The 19,814-nt window shown below is 62.1% G+C and carries 17 protein-coding genes and 2 pseudogenes; 11 read left to right on the forward strand and 8 right to left on the reverse strand.

The genetic code is table 11. From position 1 onward, the window contains the following. Positions 1-20: 20 nt before the first annotated feature. Together IVA82_RS40625 and IVA82_RS40630 are read right to left on the reverse strand one after the other, a co-directional pair. Positions 21-704, reverse strand: a complete 684-nt coding sequence (locus IVA82_RS40625) for an aspartate/glutamate racemase family protein (RefSeq protein WP_247387140.1) — start codon at positions 702-704, stop codon at positions 21-23. 12 nt (positions 705-716) lie between these two features. Beyond that, positions 717-2,399, reverse strand: a complete 1,683-nt coding sequence (locus tag IVA82_RS40630) for a cache domain-containing protein (protein ID WP_247387141.1) — start codon at positions 2,397-2,399, stop codon at positions 717-719. Positions 2,400-2,711: 312 nt separating this feature from the next. Here IVA82_RS40630 and IVA82_RS40635 point away from each other — a divergent pair, with 312 nt between their 5' ends. The 4 genes from IVA82_RS40635 (at position 2,712) to IVA82_RS40650 (ending at position 3,917) form a co-directional block, all read left to right on the forward strand. Then, on the forward strand, positions 2,712-3,212 hold the full coding sequence (locus tag IVA82_RS40635; RefSeq protein WP_247387142.1) for a hypothetical protein: 501 nt from the start codon (positions 2,712-2,714) through the stop codon (positions 3,210-3,212). Positions 3,213-3,258: 46 nt separating this feature from the next. Further along, positions 3,259-3,474 carry a hypothetical protein gene (locus IVA82_RS40640; RefSeq protein ID WP_247387143.1) on the forward strand — a complete coding sequence of 72 codons (216 nt, stop codon included), beginning with the start codon at positions 3,259-3,261 and terminating at the stop codon, positions 3,472-3,474. 78 nt (positions 3,475-3,552) lie between these two features. Next, positions 3,553-3,783 (forward strand): hypothetical protein, encoded by a 231-nt coding sequence (locus IVA82_RS40645; RefSeq protein WP_247387144.1) that lies wholly within the window; start codon positions 3,553-3,555, stop codon positions 3,781-3,783. Continuing rightward, on the forward strand, positions 3,780-3,917 hold the full coding sequence (locus IVA82_RS40650; RefSeq protein WP_247387145.1) for a hypothetical protein: 138 nt from the start codon (positions 3,780-3,782) through the stop codon (positions 3,915-3,917). Before IVA82_RS40645 ends, IVA82_RS40650 begins: the two co-directional genes overlap by 4 nt. Positions 3,918-3,949: 32 nt before the next feature. Here IVA82_RS40650 and IVA82_RS40655 read toward each other — a convergent pair whose 3' ends face one another. Together IVA82_RS40655 and IVA82_RS40660 are read right to left on the reverse strand one after the other, a co-directional pair. Continuing rightward, positions 3,950-4,888, reverse strand: a complete 939-nt coding sequence (locus tag IVA82_RS40655; RefSeq protein ID WP_247387146.1) for a GTP-binding protein — start codon at positions 4,886-4,888, stop codon at positions 3,950-3,952. A gap of 3 nt (positions 4,889-4,891) precedes the next feature. Beyond that, complete coding sequence (locus IVA82_RS40660; RefSeq protein ID WP_247387147.1) at positions 4,892-6,382, reverse strand: amidohydrolase family protein; 1,491 nt, start codon at positions 6,380-6,382, stop codon at positions 4,892-4,894. Positions 6,383-6,777: 395 nt separating this feature from the next. On the opposite strand from IVA82_RS40660, the pseudogene IVA82_RS40665 reads away from it, so the two are divergent. The 7 genes and pseudogenes from IVA82_RS40665 to IVA82_RS40695 all read left to right on the forward strand — a co-directional run. Then, positions 6,778-6,954: pseudogene (locus tag IVA82_RS40665) on the forward strand (type II toxin-antitoxin system RelE/ParE family toxin); the annotation flags it as partial. Positions 6,955-6,994: 40 nt separating this feature from the next. Then, entirely contained in the window at positions 6,995-7,291 is a 297-nt protein-coding gene (locus IVA82_RS40670; protein WP_247387148.1) for a HigA family addiction module antitoxin, read from the forward strand. Positions 7,292-8,154: 863 nt separating this feature from the next. Next, complete coding sequence (locus IVA82_RS40675) at positions 8,155-8,874, forward strand: response regulator (RefSeq protein ID WP_247387149.1); 720 nt, start codon at positions 8,155-8,157, stop codon at positions 8,872-8,874. Further along, positions 8,871-10,379 (forward strand): HAMP domain-containing sensor histidine kinase, encoded by a 1,509-nt coding sequence (locus tag IVA82_RS40680; protein WP_247387150.1) that lies wholly within the window; start codon positions 8,871-8,873, stop codon positions 10,377-10,379. The genes IVA82_RS40675 and IVA82_RS40680 overlap by 4 nt, the downstream gene beginning before the upstream one ends. Before the next feature lie 153 nt (positions 10,380-10,532). Continuing rightward, the gene (locus IVA82_RS40685) at positions 10,533-11,957 is read left to right on the forward strand and encodes a hypothetical protein (protein ID WP_247387151.1); all 1,425 of its coding nucleotides are present in this window, start codon (positions 10,533-10,535) and stop codon (positions 11,955-11,957) included. Between the two features lie 146 nt (positions 11,958-12,103). Then, positions 12,104-12,190: pseudogene (locus tag IVA82_RS40690) on the forward strand (SEC-C metal-binding domain-containing protein); the annotation flags it as partial. A gap of 561 nt (positions 12,191-12,751) precedes the next feature. Then, positions 12,752-15,187, forward strand: a complete 2,436-nt coding sequence (locus IVA82_RS40695) for a molybdopterin-dependent oxidoreductase (RefSeq protein WP_247387152.1) — start codon at positions 12,752-12,754, stop codon at positions 15,185-15,187. Between the two features lie 180 nt (positions 15,188-15,367). On the opposite strand, the gene IVA82_RS40700 is transcribed toward IVA82_RS40695, so the two are convergent. The 4 genes from IVA82_RS40700 to IVA82_RS40715 form a co-directional block, all read right to left on the reverse strand. Further along, a complete protein-coding gene (locus IVA82_RS40700; RefSeq protein ID WP_247387166.1) occupies positions 15,368-16,201 on the reverse strand; it encodes an ABC transporter ATP-binding protein in 834 nt (277 codons plus the stop codon). Between the two features lie 84 nt (positions 16,202-16,285). Further along, positions 16,286-17,605 carry an ABC transporter substrate-binding protein gene (locus IVA82_RS40705; protein WP_247387153.1) on the reverse strand — a complete coding sequence of 440 codons (1,320 nt, stop codon included), beginning with the start codon at positions 17,603-17,605 and terminating at the stop codon, positions 16,286-16,288. 132 nt (positions 17,606-17,737) lie between these two features. Beyond that, a complete protein-coding gene (locus tag IVA82_RS40710) occupies positions 17,738-18,865 on the reverse strand; it encodes a branched-chain amino acid ABC transporter permease (protein WP_247387154.1) in 1,128 nt (375 codons plus the stop codon). Positions 18,866-18,880: 15 nt separating this feature from the next. Beyond that, positions 18,881-19,810 carry a branched-chain amino acid ABC transporter permease gene (locus IVA82_RS40715; protein ID WP_346658767.1) on the reverse strand — a complete coding sequence of 310 codons (930 nt, stop codon included), beginning with the start codon at positions 19,808-19,810 and terminating at the stop codon, positions 18,881-18,883. Positions 19,811-19,814: the final 4 nt, after the last annotated feature.

Raw genomic sequence — 19,814 nt, forward strand, 5'->3', positions numbered from 1 at the left:
CGGTCCCGCGGGCCGGAATATCAGCTGGCCGTAGGGGCTGCGATGAGGCGAATAATCCGCCCCACGGCAGACGGGATCGGGGCGATGACCGGCATGGCGAACATCGGCTGAAGCTCGCGCGCGGCCTCGCCGAGCGGCCCGCCGCCGATGATCACCGCCTCGGCCCCGTCCTGCGCGATGCAGGCCTCAACCGCACCGGCGAGAGCTGCACGCAAGCGCGCCGGGTCGCGCATCAGGTCTTGCGGATCGCCTTCGGCAAGGCGGGTGCCGGTATAGCCTGACCGCAATCCCAGCGCGTCTGGCAAGGCGTCGATCTTCGATTTGAGCAGCGGCGTCGTGGTCGCCACGCCGAAACGGCGGCCATTCGCTCCGGCTTCCAGCATCGACGACTCACCGATGCCGACCGCTAGCAGGCCCGTGGCTGCCCTGATCGCATTCAGGCCGGGATCGCCGAGTGCCGCAACGATGATGCCGTCGCAGGCACGCTCGTGCGCCTGTGCAATCTCGGCAACTTCAGGCGCTGCCGCCTCAAGCGCGTCCGGCGTCACGATCATCTGCGGCGCGCGGGTTGCGGTGGCGCCAACGATGTCGAAGCCGTTCGTCATTGCAGATTTGGCGATGGCGACCATCATTGCGGTGGTCGCCTCGAGGCTGTTGGGATTGATCAGAAGGATGCGCGTGCGCCGACCGGAATTGGGAGCCATCCTCCTGCTATACTAGGCCGCCCGCACGCCGGCAACGAAGGTGCTGACTTCGTCCTGGAGCGATTGCAGCTTCTGCGTCAGCCGGCCGCTCGATTGCAATACGAGGCCGGCGGCCTGGCCGGTCTCGGCCGTCGCATCGGTGACGCCGGAAATGTTCCGCGAGACCTGGTCGGTTCCGGAGGCCGCCTCCTGCACGCTGTGAGCGATCGCCTGCGTCGCGGCGCCCTGCTCCTCGACTGCGGCTGCAATCGAGGACGAGATCTCGTTGACCTCCATGATGGTGCTGCGGATGCTTTCGATGTTGCCGACGACCTGGTTGGTCTCGGCCTGGATCGCCGAGATCTGCGCGCCGATCTCGTCGGTGGCCTTTGCGGTCTGGCTCGCCAGCGACTTCACCTCGCTTGCGACCACGGCAAAGCCCTTGCCGGCTTCGCCGGCGCGCGCTGCCTCGATGGTGGCGTTGAGCGCGAGCAGGTTGGTCTGGGAGGCGATCTGGTTGATGAGATCGATGACCTCGCCGATCTTATGCGCGGCGGCGGCAAGCCCCTGCACGGTATCGTTGGTGCGTTGGCCGTCGGCAGCGGCCTTGTCGGCTACGCTTGCTGCCTGCGTGACGCGCTGGCTGATCTCGGAGATCGAGGACGACAATTCGCCGGCGGCGGAGGCCACGGTCTGCACGTTGCTCGAGGCCTGCTGACAAGCGGTGGCGACGAAGGAGGCACGCTCAGTTGCCTTGTTCGCGGTCTCGGACATGCCTCGTGCGGCCTGCTGCATCTCGCGCGCCTCGTTGAAGACGTCGCGGACGACGGACTGAACGCTGGCCTCGAACCTGCCGGCGAGATCGGCCATCGTCTTGCGCTTCTCGTCGTCGGCCTTGCGCTTCAGCTCGTCCTGCTCTGCGTGCATCTGGCGCACCGCCGACGCATTGTCCTTGAACACGGCGAGCGCCTTGGCGAGCCCGCCAACCTCGTCGCGGCGGTGGGTGTCGGGCACATCGAACGCGCTGTCGCCGGCGGCGAGGCGCTCGGTGAGCGCAGTGATCTTGGCCAGCGGCCGGGTGACGCTGCGGCCGATCACGAAGGAGCAGCCGAGCACGAGGACAAATACCGCCAGGCACACCAGCGCAAGCGTCATGGCATTCTGACGGAAGGCGGCGTCGACGTCGTCGAGATAGATGCCGGTACCGATGATCCAGCCCCAGGGCGCAAAGCCCTTAACATAGGAGATCTTGGCCACCGGCTGCTCGAAGCCGGGCTTGGGCCAGAGATAGCTGTAGAAGCCCGCGCCCTGCTTTTTCACGACGTCGACGAAGCCCATGAATAGCGTATTGCCGGAGGGATCCTTCATCCCGGAGAGGTCCTTGCCGTCGAGCTCGGGCTTGATCGGATGCATGACCATCTTGGGTGTCAGGTCGTTGATCCAGAAATACTCGACCTTGTCGTAACGCAGGCTCTTGATCTCCGCGATCGCCGCGGCCTGCGCCTGCTCGCGCATCAGCTTTCCCTCGCTTTCGAGCTTCTGGTGATGCGCCAGAATGCCGTAGCCGATATCGACCATATGCTGCGTCTTGGCCTGGCGATCGGCGACCATCTGGCTCCGCAGGGTCGAGAGCGCAATTGGCGCCAGCGCGATCATGCCGACAAGGCTGATGGCAACGATCAGAACCAGCTTGAAACTGATGCGGGAAAAAATCATCGGTGCTCGCATGAATTGGCAATGCAGATATGCCAGTTTATCCTGAACGCCTTAGCAAAGCTTTAAGCAATCGGGTCCCCGAAATCCCGCAGAATTACGTGGACGGGTCAATGGCGCGCCATCGACAGCCTCGCCGGCGCGAGGCTTGCGCGCGGGTTGAATGATTCCAAACAGGGGACGTTCAAGCGCTGCAAGTCTAGAAGACCTCGATATCGGCCTTCCGCGCGTTGACTTGGGCAAGGCTCTGGCAGAACGATCGACGAAGATTTCCAGCGCCAACCGCGGTGCGCGCAGCCAAAGACCGGAGGCTCCATGCATCCATCGACACACGCAAGATCCCTCGAACTCCCCACCTTGAGCGCAGCGGAGCGGCTGTTCATCTGGGGTTTCCGGGCCAAGGTCCGCAGCGGAAGCGCCGTTCCGACCGCAGCCGATATCCAGCAAGTGTATGACCATTTTCGTGTCGGCGATGCCGTGCCCTCGCTCGAAGCGCTGATTGAGATCTTCGCATGCACGGCCCACACCGCCATCGAGGTTCACTGCCCCATTTGTCCGCGCGTGTCGGACAGCGAGCACGGCATCCTGCGGGCGATCGTCGCCGCGCAGCAGGACCGCGTTGATGTCGCGCGCGAACAGTTCGCGTGCTGGTTCTCGACCGCAGGCGCGGATTGGGCACTGCACCCCGTCCGGGGACTCGCAACGATCTTCCGCACGGCCGGTCTCATCCTCCCGGACCGGCAGGTTCAATCGCGCGCCCTCGATTGGACGATGGTGATGAAGAGCTGGCCTGTGGGAAGTCCCACGTTGCATTGACGAGATCATCGATGATCCACAATTCTTGCGGACGAGACGCAATCGGATGACACTGCTCGCGGTGGCGCGCCGCAGGGATGCCGGTGAGCTGGAGGCGGTCGTCTGCCGGTTCGTCGGCACCGGGAACGGGGATGCGGTAACGCGCTTGCTTTCTGCTGACGGTTTCAGTCGCCTTGTCGAGCACGAGATCGGTCGTATGGGCGACAGTCTTGCCACGGCCTGGCGCAATTTGCATGAGGCCGGGGGCGCGAACGGCCCTTGAGAATCCTCCGCCGAAAGGTTTTGATGGGCTGCGGAGCGAGACCTCCGCCGATCCGAAGCCCCGGGGACCTGAAACGGCATGACCATGTCGGTCGAGCTATTGTGGAGCCTGCCGGAAACCGCGCTGACCGCCGCCTATGCGGAGGCGCGGCGGCGCTACGTGGAGAAGAAGTTCGAGCGCGACACCCAGCGGGCGCGGCTGGAATGGATGGGCGCGAAGCTATTCGTCAACACGCACGGCAAGAGCGCAGGATGGCGGTCGACGTATCCGAAGAGCTGGCGCGCAAGGGCCAGGAGGTGCGCGAGATGACGCGCGATCTCGACATGCTGATGATCGATGTCGACGTGATCGACACGATGATCCGGCTGCGCGGCCCGCACGGCGCTCCGCCGCTCCGTGCCGAAGAGATGACTGAGAAGCCGACCGAGCCGGAGGGGGAGTGATAGTGCTGCGTTCCGAAAAAGCTGCATCGGAGCTACGAGCCTTCCCCACCTGCAACACACGCCTCCATGATCCCGTCGAGCTCCGCCTTCGAGAGAACGCCGAGCTCGGCGATGAAGACGATGCGGGTCCGCGGCACGCCTGCTGCAGGCGCGTCACCGGGCGCGAGCGCCGCGCGGCCGCCGGCGAATTGAAACACCGTCAGACGCCCGGGCCGCTCGACCGTCTCGAACAGGCCCTTGGCGCGGGCGAGCTTCGGCGCCAGCTGGCCGATGGCCTGCTGTAGGCGCGGCAACGAGATTGGCCGGTCCGAGGTCCAGCTCAGCGTCTCGAAGCGCTCCTCTGCCGGCCGTCGCGGCCCGACCTCGCGCGTTGCGGGCACACGATCGACGTCCGCGGGAAACAGCAGCGCGGACGGAATCTCGCCGTGTTTCGCATCGACCACCACGGCAGGCACGCGCTGCGCGCGGATGGCTTCGCGCATCCGGACGTCCGTCCCTTCGTCGGCCAGATCCAGCTTGCTCAACGCCACGATATCGGCCGCGCGCAACTGTGCGCGCAGCAGCGCGTCATCCAAGGCAGCCAGCGGCGTGCCTACGTCCATCACGCAGAGCACCGTCTCCAGCGGCGCCTCGCGCAGGATCATCGGGTCCATCAGATTGCGCACGATGTCGGCGGGATCGGCCACCCCGCTGGTTTCGATGACGATGTACTCCGGCCGCGGATCTCGCCGCAGCAGGGTGGCAAGCGTGCGCAGCAGATCGCCTTCAAGCGAACAGCAGATGCAGCCATTGGCAAGGCTCACCACGCCGTCGCTTGCGCCCGCGATCAGCTCCGCATCGACATTGATCGCGCCGAAATCGTTGACCACGGCGGCGATCCGTCGTCCCCCGGCATGCGCCAGCAGGTGGTTCACGACCGTGGTCTTGCCCGCCCCCAGGAAACCCGTCACCAGGAGAATCGGGACCGGCATGTGTCAGCCCTCGACGACGGGCCGGCGCACGGGCCGGCCGGGCCGCGCCGCGACGTCCAGCACACCGTCGCTGATCAGCACCTCGCCGCTGACCACGAGATGCCGCACACCCTCCGACGGACGGTTCATCGCCGTGAAGGTCGCGCGGTCGCTGAGCTTCTCGTAGTCGAACACCACGATGTCGGCGTCCGCGCCCACCTGAAGCCGGCCCTTGGCGCGCATCGCGGGCGTGCTCTGCGACAGGATCTCGGCTGGAATCAGTGCGCATTTGCGCACGCCTTCCAGCAGCGACACGGTTTTGCGCTCGCGCACCCATTCGCGGATGAATTTTGTGAAGCAGCCGGCCGAGCGCGGATGCGAGGTGGTGTCGTCCGGAAGCGGCCAGGCGTCGCCAGTGTAGGTGCTGCCGTCGGGCAGCGTCCATGGCATCGCGTCTGACGCGATCGCACCGCCGGGATACAGCACCGACATGTCGAGGAGATCGCGATGATGCGAATTGTTCTCGGTATCGAGGATATGCCACAACACCAGCGAGGACGGCTCTTCCGCCTGCGCCTTCAGCAGCTCCTCGCGGGCCTGGAAACGATGACCGTCGGTCACGCGCTGCACCGAGTCGTAGCCGGTGCCGTTGCGCTCGACGAACTCAGGATCGCTGAAGAAGGCTGCCGCCAGCACGGTCGAGCCGGTGCCATAGGGATAGGCTTCCACCGTAATGGGCAGGCCCTGCGCCTGCGCCTTTGCGATCAGCACGCGGCAACGCTCGACGTCCGTCTTGCTCGACGAATTGAAGTGGCAGATATGCATGTGCGCGCCGGTGGCGCCGGCATAGCCGATCAGGCGGATATAGGCTTCGGCTGCGCTTTCGGGATCGATGCGCGACATGTAGGCGACGTGGGTGAAGGTCGGCACATCCTGTGCCGCCGCGAGCTGGCAGACCGCAGTCAATTCCTGCACACCGGCGCCCGGCGCATAGGCGTTCAAAATTCCGATGCCGATGCCACCCTCGTTCAGGCCGCGCGCAAGGCGTTCGAGGATACCGGCCACTTCCGCATCGCTTGCGACGTTGTCGATCCAGCGGCGATCGCGCATGGCGTTGCCGAATGCCTCCAGCGAGCTTTCAGCATTCGAGCCCGTCATCGCGCCGATGCGCGCAAACGCCCAGTTGGCGGCGGCGCCGTAGTTCAGCACGCGGCCCTTCCTGGCCTGGCGCTGATACCAGGATGCGACCGGCAGCACGCCGGCCTCGAGATCAAGCGTCGTCGTCACCCCGTCGAAGGCCTGCATGCGGTCGGCCGGGATCGACTGGCCATGCGCGTGCAGGTCAATGAAGCCGGGCGCCACCACGAGCCCGGTCGCGTCGATCACCCGCTCGGCGCCGCCGAGCGAGGAGCCGACCGCGGCGATCCGGCCATCCACCACCGCTACATCGCCGATCGCGTCCATCCCGCTGGCGGGATCCACCACCCGGCCGCCAGAGATCACCAAGCCGCTCATCTTGTTACTCCCGAAAGCAGAAAGCCAGAACCTCCAAAGGCCGGCGGCAACTCCGGAGGCACATCCGGGCCGCATCAAGGCAGATTCCGGGACCAACGACCACCTCCACTGGAGCCGATGCATCATGCTTGCGCGGAAGGTCCGATGCTCGCAGGACGTATATTGGGTGATCAAGCAGCGATGCCGCGGCAACAATTCGGGAGACAGATCGCAGATGCGCGCCCGCGGTCTCGCGGCAAACCCGAATTTCGGTAAAGTGGAATGCTTTTGCGGGGAGGGATTGACCCCGATTTTGGCTGTTTTGCCCGACGGCCCAAGGCCCGCACGTCCGGCCGACCTGCGCGAAGCACTCGCAAATAGTATCTCGTTGAGATACGAAGGTCTTGCCATATATCATGGTGGACGCCGCCGAGTTTCTCGACGCGTTGAAGTCGCCTCCAGGTAACCGCCTTGAAGCTCTTAGAGGTGATTTGGCGGGCAAGCACTCGATCCGCATCAATGATCAATGGCGGATCGTGTTTAGGTGGACCGCTGCGTGTCCAGAAGATGTCGAGATCACGGACTATCACTAATCAAACCGGCCGCCCCCGGCCGACCAAGAGGAGTTCGCAGATGGCAAAAAAGCTTCCGCCAATTCATCCCGGCGAAATCCTGCGTGAAGAATTTCTCGTTCCGCTCAAGCTGACGCCCTACGCGGTCGCAGCCGCTCTGCACGTCCCGCGCACCCGGATCGAGCGCATTGCGCGCCAAGAAAAGCCGGTCACGGCCGACGCCGCGCTGCGGCTGGGCAAATTCCTCAAGACTGGCGCCGCGTTCTGGATGAACATGCAGGCGCGATTCGATCTCGAAACGGCCGAAGACGTGCTCGCACCGGAGATCAAGAAGATCGTTTCCTACAAGGCAGCATAAGACTTTGGTGCACTGTCACCGTAATTCCCCGCCTAATCGAAATGGACCGCGCACCCTACTGTTTGACGAAGTACGGTCGGGCACTCGCATACGAACTTAGGATTTTTTCCGCACGCCAAGCTGTCGCCTTCCGTCACGAGGCGTGAAATGGCCATGCGACCTGCACCAGGCGTCAAATCAAGGGGCGCGGCTGAGGTCGAGGCATTCCGCAACACGAAGACAAGAAGCCAACTTACCCGAAATGCGGCCCTGCGAAGAATGAGTCGCTTCCGTGAGGCATCGTCTTCATCGCTCCCCGCTGATGCGCCTCTCGAGATTTCCGGAACTGCCCTGGGAGAAACGGCGTCTATCGCGCACATGTAGCGCTCCTGGTTCGTTGGATATGCGCACGATGGGGTCCGGTTGTCGCAGAACTTTGCCGATCACTACCCGGAATTGTCGCGATCTGTCTCACGGATGCTGCATCTGCATGGTTCGTGGCAGGTAGGAGCCGTGTTCGCTGACGATTGCTCCTGTCAGCCGCTCTTCACTGACCTTGCTTTCAATGCGGCTCCCCAAATTGCATCAGGTCTTGGCAGGACATTGAGCTGGCGACAATTTGCGACAAAGACGGCTCACCCGGACGAGGTTCTGCGACAATTTGTGTCCAGGATGTTTCAACCCGGATCCGGATCTGCACAACGGGACAGTTCCTCTCGGAATAGGCCGGCATCTTGCGGTCCTGACCTGACGCCATGATGCTGTCAGCAAAGCTGTGCCGCAGGATTTGGCTTCGGTCGATCGCACGCGGCCGATACATTCTGTTACACTTTTCCGATGGGCTGGGTGCTGGACATCAGTATCATGCGGAACGGAGCAACGAGATGGACTCGGCACCGCACATCGCCGTCGTGGACGATCATCGCGACATCCGCGATCTGGTCGGCAAATATTTGATGCAGCATGGCTACCGCATCAGCCTTGCGGAGAGCGCCGTGGCGCTGCGCCGTTTGCTCGAACGAAGTGCTCTGGACCTGGTGGTTCTCGACATCATGATGCTAGGCGAGGACGGATTGTCGCTCTGCCGCCATCTGCGCAGCACCACAGACCTCCCCGTTATCCTGTTGACTGCCATGGCGGAGGAGACCGATCGAATCGTCGGCCTGGAAGTAGGCGCCGATGACTACGTGACTAAGCCATTCAATCCCCGCGAGCTCCTCGCCCGTATCAAGGCTGTTCTTCGACGAGTCCAAAGCCTCCCGCCGCAAAAGGGCCGGCTCGCGACCAAGGTTGTACGTTTCGACCGGTGGACCTTTGACGTCAACCGGCGCGAGTTGGTTGGACATGACGGCGTTGCCGTGCCGCTCAGCACGGCGGAGTTCCGCCTCCTGTGCGCATTTCTCGACCACCCTGGCTTGGTACTCAGCCGCAATCAGCTCCTTGACCTGACGGTCGGCCGAGATGCCGATCCGTTCGACCGGAGCATCGACAATCAGGTCAGCCGCTTGCGCAAGAAGATCGAGGCCGACCCGAAGGTACCAGCCTTGATCAAGACTCACTGGGGTGGTGGATACAGCCTCGTCGCGGAGGTCGAGCAACCATGATGAGCTTGTGGACGCGCAGCCTGGCGGCCCGCTTCATCTGTTTCACGCTGCTATCGCTCGTGCTGTCGCAAGCAATCGTGTTCCTCATTTCCTGGGATGAGCATGGGCAGGCGATTCGGAAGGCTGCCAAGGGCGAGATATTCAGCCGGTGCGCCTCGCTCGCCCGGGTCTTGGAAGCGACGCCTTCGGCGCTGCAGACCGATATCCTGAATGCCAGTAACACCAGCTCGGCGAGATACTGGATATCGACCAACGGTCTGAAGGATGCCTTCGCGTGGCGAGAGGAAGCATGGGAGCGCTTGGCGCAGCCATTGCCGCGCGTATCCTTTCCCGGCCACAGCGTGCCCGCCGAGGTGAGACCGGATTTCGCCCGAAACACTGCCAGCAGTAGCAGCGCCACCTCCTCACATTGGATCGACCTAAAGCCGGAAGCCTGGCCGCTGTCCCGACCAGCGAAGTTTCTTTATCTCGATGACGCCACCGGCATGGGCTTGGCCGTTCAGCTGGCGAACGGCGCGTGGCTGAACACAGCATTTGCCAAACCCGCGCAAGACGGCTTCTGGACCTCCAAATCCACCCTAGCGCTCGGCCTTTCGGCGTTGTCGTTGTCCATCATTGCCGTGTTTGCCGCACGCGGCATTGCGCAACCATTGCGCCGCCTCGCCGTAGCGGCCGAGGCCCTCGGTCGTGGTCAGGAGATCGTACCGCTGCCGGAAACCGGCCCCGACGATATCCGACGCACCGCCGAGGCATTCAATCGCATGCAAGCGCGCCTGCATCGTTTCGTCGACGACCGCACCAAAATGCTGGCCGCCATCGGCCATGATCTGCGCACACCTCTGACCTCGCTCCGCTTGCGTGCAGAATTCGTACCCGACGAGGACGCCCGCCAGAAAATGCTCGCCACAATTGCGGAGATCCAGACAATGACAGAGGCGACCCTCGCATTCGCTCGCGAAGATGCGGCCACAGAAAATACCCGGACCGTGGACCTCCCGGCTCTCGTGGAAAGTCTCTGCGACGATCTCGCAGAACTCGGTTATGACGTTTCCTTCTCCGAGGGGCAGAGGATCAGCTACAGCTGCCGACCAGACGCACTCCGCCGCGCGTGCCGTAACCTCGTCGAGAATGCTATCCGCTATGGCGAGCGGGCGCGGGTCAGCGTGGAAAAGCGAGCAGACGGTATCGAAATCATCGTTTCGGACGATGGACCCGGTATTCCTGAGGATGCCAGAGAGCAGGTTTTTACGCCGTTTTTCAGGACGGAGAATTCGCGGAACCGCGAAACCGGAGGCGTGGGTCTCGGTCTGTCCATAGCCCGAACCATTGTCCGCCATCACGGCGGCGATATCAGCTTGATGAACACGCAGAAGGGCCTGCGCGCCGCCATCAGCCTGCCACCGCTGGATGGCGGGCCTCATCCCATCAACCGCCCGGTCGCGATCGCAGGAGCGAAGGACGTTATCGACGCTCTCGAACCGGAACCGCGCAGCATCTCCGCTTGAACATGCGGTCGAGATGATGATGGCGCCCAGAACGCCCTGTTGATGTCATTTCGAAAAATCTAGTTCCGGATCGAACAGATGGCGCGGACCTGCTAATCTGCGGCACGGTCGCGCTTACGCGGCGACTGGGAATTCCGTGACGCGAGCAGGAACATGGCCGGCAAGCACATGCTCGATGGGCTGATGAGGTGGTCCACGCGCGAACGATGGGCCGATCGGTTCGAGTGGGTCCTTGAATGTCACCTTGCCTCCACCTGCGAGGAACTCGGCATCGAGATTGCGGATATCGCTTCGGCCATCGGCGAAGACCTGTTCATGAGCACGGTGTGGGCCTGCGCTTTCGAGGACTTCCTGACCCGTGAATTCGACGGCGAGAACGCGACCGATGACTATCTCAAGCGCCGCGGTTGGAAGGAATCCGCATCGATTCGCAATTACATGGCCGCGCTGCGAAAATCGACGATGAGCCTCTATGAGGTCAGCGACGTTGTCCCTGGCACTTCGTTTCTGGCGCGCGACCTGATCCGCGACGACGAACCGATCCTGGTCAGCGAGCGGAGCGCGACCCAAAGCCTCAAGCCATGGGACCGCATTGCCGCGCGCGTTGTTCATGTGGGATCGCGGACGCAGATCGGTGGCGGTGTGCTGGTATTCGACCACAAGACGTCGGAACTCTTGCTCGAGGCCGTTCGGAAGCTGGAGTCGCTCAGCAGCGAGGAAGAGCGAGAATTGGCCGAGGCGAGTGGATACGAGTTCGACGACGACGCGTTCTCGGACCTTTCTCCTACCGAGAGGCTGCGCGCAATCACGCCCATATTCACGACATTCTGGCTTGTCGATGCGATTGACCGAATTCAGTCGCCGCGTATTCCCGATTTGCGGAACGCCGAGGGGGATAAGGTGATGCTGTGCGAAGCGCGCTTCCCGCTCGCCGCCCGCACCACGGGGCGCGATATCAGAGCGGCTTTGGAAGCACGTCCGGAATTTCGTACCACGAGCTCGAAGTCATGGAGCTGGGTTAGCGAAGAAAGAGGTGTAGCCAAGCCAACCGCCGCCCCATCAGAGTACGATGGGCCATCGCGGGAAACGCTCACCCTCGAAACGTGGTCCGACGAGGGCAGGCTCGTGCTTGGCGATATACGGCTGGAGGGCAAGACGTTGGTGCTCAGTGCCAACTCCGAACAGCGCTGCGGCCGCGGATGCGCGCTGCTGTCCGACGCGCTCGGCGGACGCCTGCGCCAACCCTCGGTCAAGACGGAATCGATCGAACAGATCATGGCGTCGCGAGAACCTGCGATGCCAAACCAGCCCGATATCCCTGCGGAGGAGCAGCGCGCCATTGTCCATGATTACATGGACCGACACTACCGCGACGTGCTCGATCAACCGGTTCCCGCGCTTGGAGGGCAAACACCGCGTGCCGCGGTCAAGACGGAGGGCGGACGGATCAAGGTGGTTGAGTGGCTCAAGATCATGGAGAACCGGACGGCGAAGTCCGCCGATCCAGATGATCCGATGGCCAGCTACAATTTCGCGTGGCTGTGGACAGAGTTGGGTCTCAGCGAACGGAGAGAGTGAACGCGTCTGGCCATGACCACTGCGCTGGTCGCCGACCCTGGGCTTGCCCGGCTCGCCACGCTATTCCATATTATCCCTTGATTGTCCCTTGGCTGTCCCTTGGCTCGGAACAGAATTTGTCGCTTGGTTAGATCGCTGGCGTTTCCATGGTGAATTCATACAAGGGAGTGGGACGGAACGACCCCTGCCCCTGCGGCAGCGGCAAGAAATTCAAGAAGTGCTGTCTCAACTCACAGGGCCTGAACGAGGCCTCATCCCGATTACACCCGGATGATCCGCAGGCGCGGGAACTCGCCCGATCGGCGCTCGAGCAAGCGAAAGGAGCGATCCGAGGCTACGATCCATTCATGGAGCCAGACCCGGAGCAGTGGCTCGCGCTGGGCGAACAGGAACGGATCGAGCTTGTGATGGAGTATCATCGACGTGCGCGGATCCGTCTCCCACGCGAGAAACTGCATGCGGTTATTCACGCCGTCGTCGAGAACCAGATTGCTGATCACGAACTGCCGGTGCGCGGCACAGCGCAACGACTTATGTCCGAAGAGCTCGATCGTCACGAAGCCGTTCATGCGATCGGTTCAGTGCTTCTCGGATACTTGAACGACCTGGTGCAGAGAAGCACATCGGGCGGCGGCGAGCTCGACACGAGGTGCGACCAGAATCCGCATGAGGCTTATTTCGCCGAGCTGGAAACCTTGACTGCTGAAGGATGGCTTCGGTCCGCGTGACCAGTTGGCGATCGACGCGATACGGTGCCACTATACGCAGCACTCATTGCCGCAAGGGAGTTTGTGGTGTCAGCAGAGAGCCCGAACGTTCGGCAGGTGCAAGGGTACTGCAGTCTGTGCATCGCCCGCTGCGGCACCGTCGCAACGGTGACGGATGGTAGATTTGCACGTCTGGACCCCGATCCGACCCACCCTACCGGCGCGGCAATTTGCGCCAAGGGCCGAGCGGCTCCCGAACTGGTCTATCACAAGGACAGGTTGAAGCGACCGCTGCGTCGAACACGGCCGAAAGGCGACTCCGATCCGGGATGGGAGGAAATATCGTGGGATGCGGCGTTCGATCAGATCGCCAGCGCCATGCGGCGCATCGCCGAGCAGCATGGACCTGAAGCGGTGGCGTTCAGTCAATCATCGCCTTCGACGACCGCCATTGCGGATTCTGCTGCCTTCGTTGTCAGGCTGATGAATGCATTCGGCACGCCGAACATGGTCTCGGCGCTTGAGCTGTGCGGCTGGGGACGCGGCTTTGCGACGCGCTACGTCTTCGGCGTCGGCAGTGTTGCGACCGGAAGTGGCGGCGGCGCGATGGCAGACATTGCCGAATCCGGCTGCCTGATCCTGTGGGGGTATAATCCATCGTTTACGCGCATTACGCATGCGACCGCGACGGTCGCGGGCCTGAAGCGCGGGATGAAGCTGATCGTGATCGATCCGCGCAACGTCGGGCTTGCCAACAAGGCCGATGTCTGGCTGCGGGTGCGCCCCGGAACCGACGGCGCGCTCGCGCTGGGTCTGGCCAATATCATGATCGAACGCGGATGGTACGATGAAGCGTTCGTCCGCACATGGAGCAACGGACCTCTTTTGGTGCGTTCCGATACAGATAGGTTGCTCAGGGCGGATGACCTCCTTTCTGGCGGCGGCGCCGGACAATTTGTCGCCTGGGATTCAGGATCCAGCCGCGTGGTCAGCTATGATCCGGCGGTTGGCCGCTACGAGGAAGGCGCCGCGACCCTTGCCTTGCGAGGCGAATACACGGTCGCAACCAGGGACGGTCCGACCGCTTGCCGACCGGTCTTCGATCGCTACGCAGCGCTGTGCCGCAAATATTCGCCTGAAATAATTGAATCGACATGCTGGATCGCGCGCGACCAATTGCAGGAAGCTGCCCGCACCATCTGGCACGCCAGGCCTGTCTCCTATTATGCCTGGAGCGGGCACGAGCATCACGCCAACAGCACGGAGACGGCGCGGGCGATGGCCATGCTCTATGCTCTGACCGGAAGTTTCGATGTGGCCGGAGGCAATATGCTGTTCCCTGCGGTGCCGGCTGGCTCGATCACCGGGGAGAACCTGCCCGCGGCAAGTCAGCTTGCTCCCGCGGTCGGATTTGCCGAGCGCCCGCTCGGACCGGCGCGCTGGAGCCATGTGGCCCCTCGCGACTTTTACCGAGCTGTTCTCGAAAGCAAGCCCTATCCCGTCCGCGGACTCATCGGGTTCGGCGCCAACTTGCTGCTCGCTCACGGCGATCCGGTTCGCGGACGCGCGGCGCTGGCCGCGCTCGAATTCTACGCCCACGCCGACCTGTTCATGACGCCGACGGCGGCGCTTGCGGATATCGTGCTGCCTGTGGCCTCCTGCTTCGAACGCGAATCCCTCAAGATCGGATTCGAAATCAGCGCAGAAGCGCAATCGCACGTTCAGCTCAGGCAGGCCATCGTCGCCCCACCCGGCGAGGCACGGTCCGATACCGACATTGTCTTGGGCCTTGCCGCGCGTCTCGGCCTTGGCGAGCATTTCTGGAACGGCGATGTCGATGCCGCTTACCGGCAGCAACTTGCTCCCAGCGGCATCACCCTCGACGAGCTTCGAGCGCACCCTGCCGGACTACGGAAACCGCTAATCACGCGACATGCCAAGCATGCCGCAAGCGACGACAGCGGAAACGCGCTGGGCTTCGAGACGCCGTCGCGGAAAGTCGAATTCTGGTCGGAAACTTTCCTTGATCACGGCTATTCGGCGATGCCGGATTTTGTCGAACCAACCATGGGCCCGATTGCCCGCCCCGACCTGGCTGCGTCCTTTCCCCTGATCCTCACGTGCGCGAAGCCAAGTCTTTTTTGTCAGACCCAGCAGCGTTCACTGCCGAGCCTGCGCAAGCGCGCACTGGACCCGGAGATCGAGCTGAATCCGGCTACAGCCTCAGCACGCGGAATCAGCAACGGAGATTGGGTTGACGTGCGCACCCCGGCCGGCGGAATGCGAGCCCGGGCGCGCTTCAGTGAAAAGCTCGATCCGCGCGTGGTCGTGGGCGAGCATGGCTGGTGGCAAGGTTGCGATGAACTGGGACTTGGCGATTGCGATCCGTTCGATCCGAACGGCACGAACTTCAACCTGACAATCGACGCCAGCGTCCGCGATCCCGTCAGCGGCACGCCGTCGCATCGATCCAATCTTTGCGAAGTTCGGCCGGTACGGGGGTCTCGCGCAGATGAGCTTTAGGAAAGAGTGGATTCAATTTGTTCGGACGTATGTGTTTCACCAGCGCTGCACCGGACAATATCGCAGAACAGCGCGGAACATCCGTAGCGTGGTGCGCCCTTCAGAATAAAACCGCGAACTCATATATCATTGAAATAGCGATATAATTTCAATGGGGGGCCGATCAATTAGCGTCGTCGCCTAAGCGAGCCAGCGTTTGCGCCGCTTGTAGTGCTTCCCATCGCGGAATGATCTGCGCTTGTCCCCGGCGACGCCAAGATAGAACTCCTTGACGTCCTCGTTTGCAGCGAGCGCCCGCGCCTCGCCGTCCATCACCACGCGGCCATTTTCGAGGATATATCCGTTGCTGGCATATTTGAGCGCCATGTTGGTGTTCTGCTCGGCGAGAAGAAACGAGACACCTTCCTTGACGTTGAGATCCTTCACGATCTCGAAGATCTCTTCGACGATCTGCGGCGCGAGGCCCATCGAAGGCTCGTCGAGGAGAATCATCTTCGGGCGCGACATCAGCGCGCGGCCGATCGTGCACATCTGCTGTTCGCCGCCCGACGTATAGCCGGCGGTCGAACCACGCCGCTCCTTGAGACGGGGGAAATAGGCATAGACTCGCTCCAGATCCTGCGCGATCGCGGATTTGCCGTCTCTGCGCGTGAAGGCGCCGGTGAGGAGATTCTCTTCGACAGTGAGGTGAGCGAAGCAACGCCGCCCCTCCATCACCTGAATGCAGCCGCGCCGCACCAGTTCGCTTGGCGACAGGGACTGCACCTCGACGCCGTCGAACAGGATCGAGCCCTTGGTGACCTCGCCGCGCTCCGCATGCAGCAGATTGGAGATCGCCTTCAGCGTCGTTGTTTTGCCCGCGCCGTTGGCGCCGAGAAGCGCGACGATTCCGCCTCGCGGCACATCCAGCGATACACCTTTCAACACCAGGATGACGTGACTGTAGACAACCTCGATATTGTTGACCGACAGAAACGGCGCTGCCGCTTCTGTCGCCGTAGAGGCCTTGGGGATTGACACGTGGTCCTCTCCAAACGGTTGCAGCTTTCGAGAGATCCGGCAGGAGGCGAACGCCCCTCCCGGATCGCTGAGAAGCGTTCAGCTTTCTTTCGAGCAGTCGCGCGGCGGGATCTTCTTCTCCGCGGCATACTTCGCGGAAACTTCGTCGACGAGCGGTTCGGTGTCGGACTGGTTGGCCGTATACCAGTCGGAGATGACTTTCCAGCCCTTGCCGTCCCACTGCTGTACGCGTCCCTCGCGCGCGCCCTCGTGGTCGGAGCAGGAAATCTTGATCGGCTTCAACATGCCCTCAAAGCCGAGTTCCTTGAGACGTGCATCCGAGAGGTTGAGGTTCTCCAGACCCCAACGGACTTGCTCGCCCGTCAGCGGCTTCTTGCCGAACTTTTCCTGCGCCTTGCGGATCGCCTCCACGCCGAGCATGGCGTTCACCATGCCGCGGTTATAGAGAATTTCGCCCACCTTGCCAGGCTCCGACAATCCCTTGCCCTTGGCATAGACGTGCTTCTCGATGTCGGCATGCACTGAGAACTTGCCCGCGCCATGCTGAAGCATCAGCGCCTTATAACCAGTGGCTTGATCGCCTGCGGGCGTCACATCCGGCTCGGCGCCTGACCACCAAACACCGAGCATCTTATCGCGCGGATAGGCGACAGCCGCCGCTTCCTTGACTGCCGTGCCGTTCATGACGCCCCAGCCCCAGAGCAAAACATAGTCCGGCCGATTCTGGCGGATCGCCAGCCATTGCGACTTCTGTTCGACACCGGGGTGCGTAACCGGGATCGGCGTAAACTCAAAGCCGTGCTTCTTTGCCAGCACCTGCAGCATCGGGATCGGCTCCTTGCCGTAAGGGCTGTCGTGAAAGACCAGCGAAATCTTCTTGCCTTTCAGCTTGTCGAAGCCGCCGACCTCTTTGGCGATGTGCTGGATCGCGATATCGGCCGCCGACCAGTACGTGCCGAGCAACGGGAAGTTGTACGAGAACACGGCTCCGTTCTTGGAGTCGGCGCGGCCATAGCCCATTGTGATAATCGGGATCTTGTCCGTCGTGGTCTTTTCAGTGAGGGCGAATGTAATACCGGTCGACAGCGGATTGACGAAGGCCGCGCCGGTCGGGCCCTTGCCTTTGAGACGCTCATAACACTCAACGCCCTTGTCGGTGGCGTAGCCGGTCTCGCATTCCTCGACCAGAAGCTTGACGCCATTTATGCCGCCGTCGCGCTCATTGACCAGGTTGTAGTAGTCGGCCATACCGTTTGCGAACGGTACGCCATTCACGGCGTACGCGCCGGTCCGGTAGGACAGTATCGGGATGAACTGCTCGTTCTGCGCTGCAGCCGGAGTGGCAAGCGCCACGCCCGATAGTACGGCTGCCGCCAGTATCAGTTTGTTGCGTACCATATTAGTTGTCCTCCTCGTTCAGCCCGGTTTTTGCCGTACCGGATCTTGTTATCGCGGGGCTTCCTTGCTCCTTCTGCCAGCGACCGCCGCTCCGCGTTGCGATCTCCGGCTTCGTTCACCCTGACCGCCCCTTCAGTAGGGAAACGGCCAAAGTCTGAGCTTCTCCTTGCCAAGCGATATAAGCCGGGCAAATCCATGTGGCTCCTTGATAAGAAGATAGCAGATCAACGATCCAAAGATGATGAATTCCAGGTGCGTGATCGTTTCTGTCGACAGCGGCACGCCGAGTTCGGATGGAATCAGGTTCAGCAGGATCGGCAGAATGAGGATAAAGGCCGCACCTACGAACGCACCCATGATCGATCCCAGCCCGCCAATGATCACCATGAACAGAAGCTGCAGCGAACGGTCGATGGAGAACGCGAGCGGCTCCCACGAGCCCAGATAGACGAACGCCCAGAGTGCGCCCGCCACGCCGATGATAAATGAAGAAACCGCGAAAGCCGTGAGCTTTGCATAGAGCGGCCGGACACCGATCAGCTCGGCGGCGATGTCCATGTCGCGTATTGCCATCCATTGTCTGCCGAGATTGCCGCGAACGAGGTTCTTCGCCAGAACCGCGAACACCGTTACGAAGATCAGGCACAGCATATAGCGCTCGATCGGCGTGCCTACTTTCAGACCGAAGAAATCTAGTGTGGGTGCATTGACCGACCCTGACGGCGCATAATTGGTGAACCACGACACCCGCAGGAACACCCAGTCGAAGAAGAACTGCGCTGCGAGTGTTGCAACCGCCAGATAGAGGCCCTTGATCCGCAGACTGGGAACACCGAAGAGGATGCCGACAACCGCCGCCGTGAGCCCGCCGAGCAAAATAGATAACAGTACGGGCAACGGCGGGATCGAAATCGCGAAACCAAGCCAGGCAAGCGGAATATGAACGCCGGTCCCCAACTTGTAGGCAGAGTAGGCGCCGATGGCCATGAATGCGCCGCTGCCGAGCGTGATCTGGCCGCAATAACCGACGAGAATGTTTACGCCGATTGCGGCGAGTGCGAGGATCAGGAAGGGCAGCAGAATGGCGCGAAGCAGATAGTCGCTGCCGAACGGCCAAATGTCGAAGTCGGCCAGCAGCGGAACGCCAATGAAGGCGATACCGAGCAAGATGGCGAGCGCCATACGATCCTGGCGGATCGGGAAGATCGCCATATCCTCCGCGTAGGTCGTCTTGAATTGGCCAGCCTCACGATAAAGCACAACGAACTCCTCGTCTCAGATACGTTCGATGATCCGCTCGCCGAACAGCCCCTGCGGCCGCACGAGCAGCACCGCCAACGCCAGCACATAGGCGAACCAGTATTCGATACCGCCACCAATGTACGACCCCAGGAATACCTCCGCGATCTTCTCGCCCGCACCCACAATGAGCCCGCCGACGATGGCTCCCGGAATTGAGGTAAGACCCCCAATGATCAGAACCGGTAAGGCCTTCAGCGCGAGAAACGTGATAGAGAACTGTACTCCCAGCTTGGTGCCCCACACGGTCGCCGCAACCAGCGCAACAAGACCGGCGGCAAGCCAGACCACGAACCAGATCCAGCTGATTGGAATCCCGACCGACTGCGCGGCCAGGTGGTCGTCGGCAACCGCCCTGAGTGCGCGACCGGTCTTGGTACGCTCGAAGAAGATCGCGAGGCCCGCGACCAGAATGCCGGCGATAAAGCCGCCCCAGACATCCAGCTTGTTGACCAGAATTCCACCGGGAAAGAGATTCTCAAACAGGAACCAGGCGTCCGTCGGAAACAGCCGCAAGGGGTAAGCATCGGAACCGAAGATCATCTGCGCCGCACCCTCGAGGATGAATGTCACGCCGATGGTGGACATGAACAGCGTGAGCCCGTCCTGGTTGATAAGCGGTCCGATCACGAACCGCTGGATCAGCCAGGCGGCTATCGCCATGATCACCGCAGCGAAGCCAATGCCGAAGATGATCGCAGCCCAAAGCGGGAAGCCCCATGCCACCAGCAGGTCGAGCGAGCGAACCAGCGCAAGCCCGGCGAGCAACACCATTGCGCCTTGCGCAAAATTAAAGACACCGGATGCTTTGAAGATCAACACGAAGCCGAGGGCAACCAGCGAGTACAGCACGCCGGACATCAATCCGCCGATCAGGACTTCGAGAAACTGACCCAATGCAATCACACAA

Origin of the sequence: Bradyrhizobium sp. 142, from assembly GCF_023074015.1 — a bacterium.
In the GTDB taxonomy this organism is placed as follows: domain Bacteria; phylum Pseudomonadota; class Alphaproteobacteria; order Rhizobiales; family Xanthobacteraceae; genus Bradyrhizobium.

Bases quoted from the DNA above. Each gene is read 5' to 3' on its own strand.
- IVA82_RS40625 (WP_247387140.1), bottom strand. From the start codon at position 704: ATGGCTCCCAATTCCGGTCGGCGCACGCGCATCCTTCTGATCAATCCC.
- IVA82_RS40630 (WP_247387141.1), bottom strand. From the start codon at position 2,399: ATGATTTTTTCCCGCATCAGTTTCAAGCTGGTTCTGATCGTTGCCATC.
- IVA82_RS40635 (WP_247387142.1), top strand. From the start codon at position 2,712: ATGCATCCATCGACACACGCAAGATCCCTCGAACTCCCCACCTTGAGC.
- IVA82_RS40640 (WP_247387143.1), top strand. From the start codon at position 3,259: ATGACACTGCTCGCGGTGGCGCGCCGCAGGGATGCCGGTGAGCTGGAG.
- IVA82_RS40645 (WP_247387144.1), top strand. From the start codon at position 3,553: ATGACCATGTCGGTCGAGCTATTGTGGAGCCTGCCGGAAACCGCGCTG.
- IVA82_RS40650 (WP_247387145.1), top strand. From the start codon at position 3,780: ATGACGCGCGATCTCGACATGCTGATGATCGATGTCGACGTGATCGAC.
- IVA82_RS40655 (WP_247387146.1), bottom strand. From the start codon at position 4,888: ATGCCGGTCCCGATTCTCCTGGTGACGGGTTTCCTGGGGGCGGGCAAG.
- IVA82_RS40660 (WP_247387147.1), bottom strand. From the start codon at position 6,382: ATGAGCGGCTTGGTGATCTCTGGCGGCCGGGTGGTGGATCCCGCCAGC.
- IVA82_RS40670 (WP_247387148.1), top strand. From the start codon at position 6,995: ATGGCAAAAAAGCTTCCGCCAATTCATCCCGGCGAAATCCTGCGTGAA.
- IVA82_RS40675 (WP_247387149.1), top strand. From the start codon at position 8,155: ATGGACTCGGCACCGCACATCGCCGTCGTGGACGATCATCGCGACATC.
- IVA82_RS40680 (WP_247387150.1), top strand. From the start codon at position 8,871: ATGATGAGCTTGTGGACGCGCAGCCTGGCGGCCCGCTTCATCTGTTTC.
- IVA82_RS40685 (WP_247387151.1), top strand. From the start codon at position 10,533: ATGGCCGGCAAGCACATGCTCGATGGGCTGATGAGGTGGTCCACGCGC.
- IVA82_RS40705 (WP_247387153.1), bottom strand. From the start codon at position 17,605: ATGGTACGCAACAAACTGATACTGGCGGCAGCCGTACTATCGGGCGTG.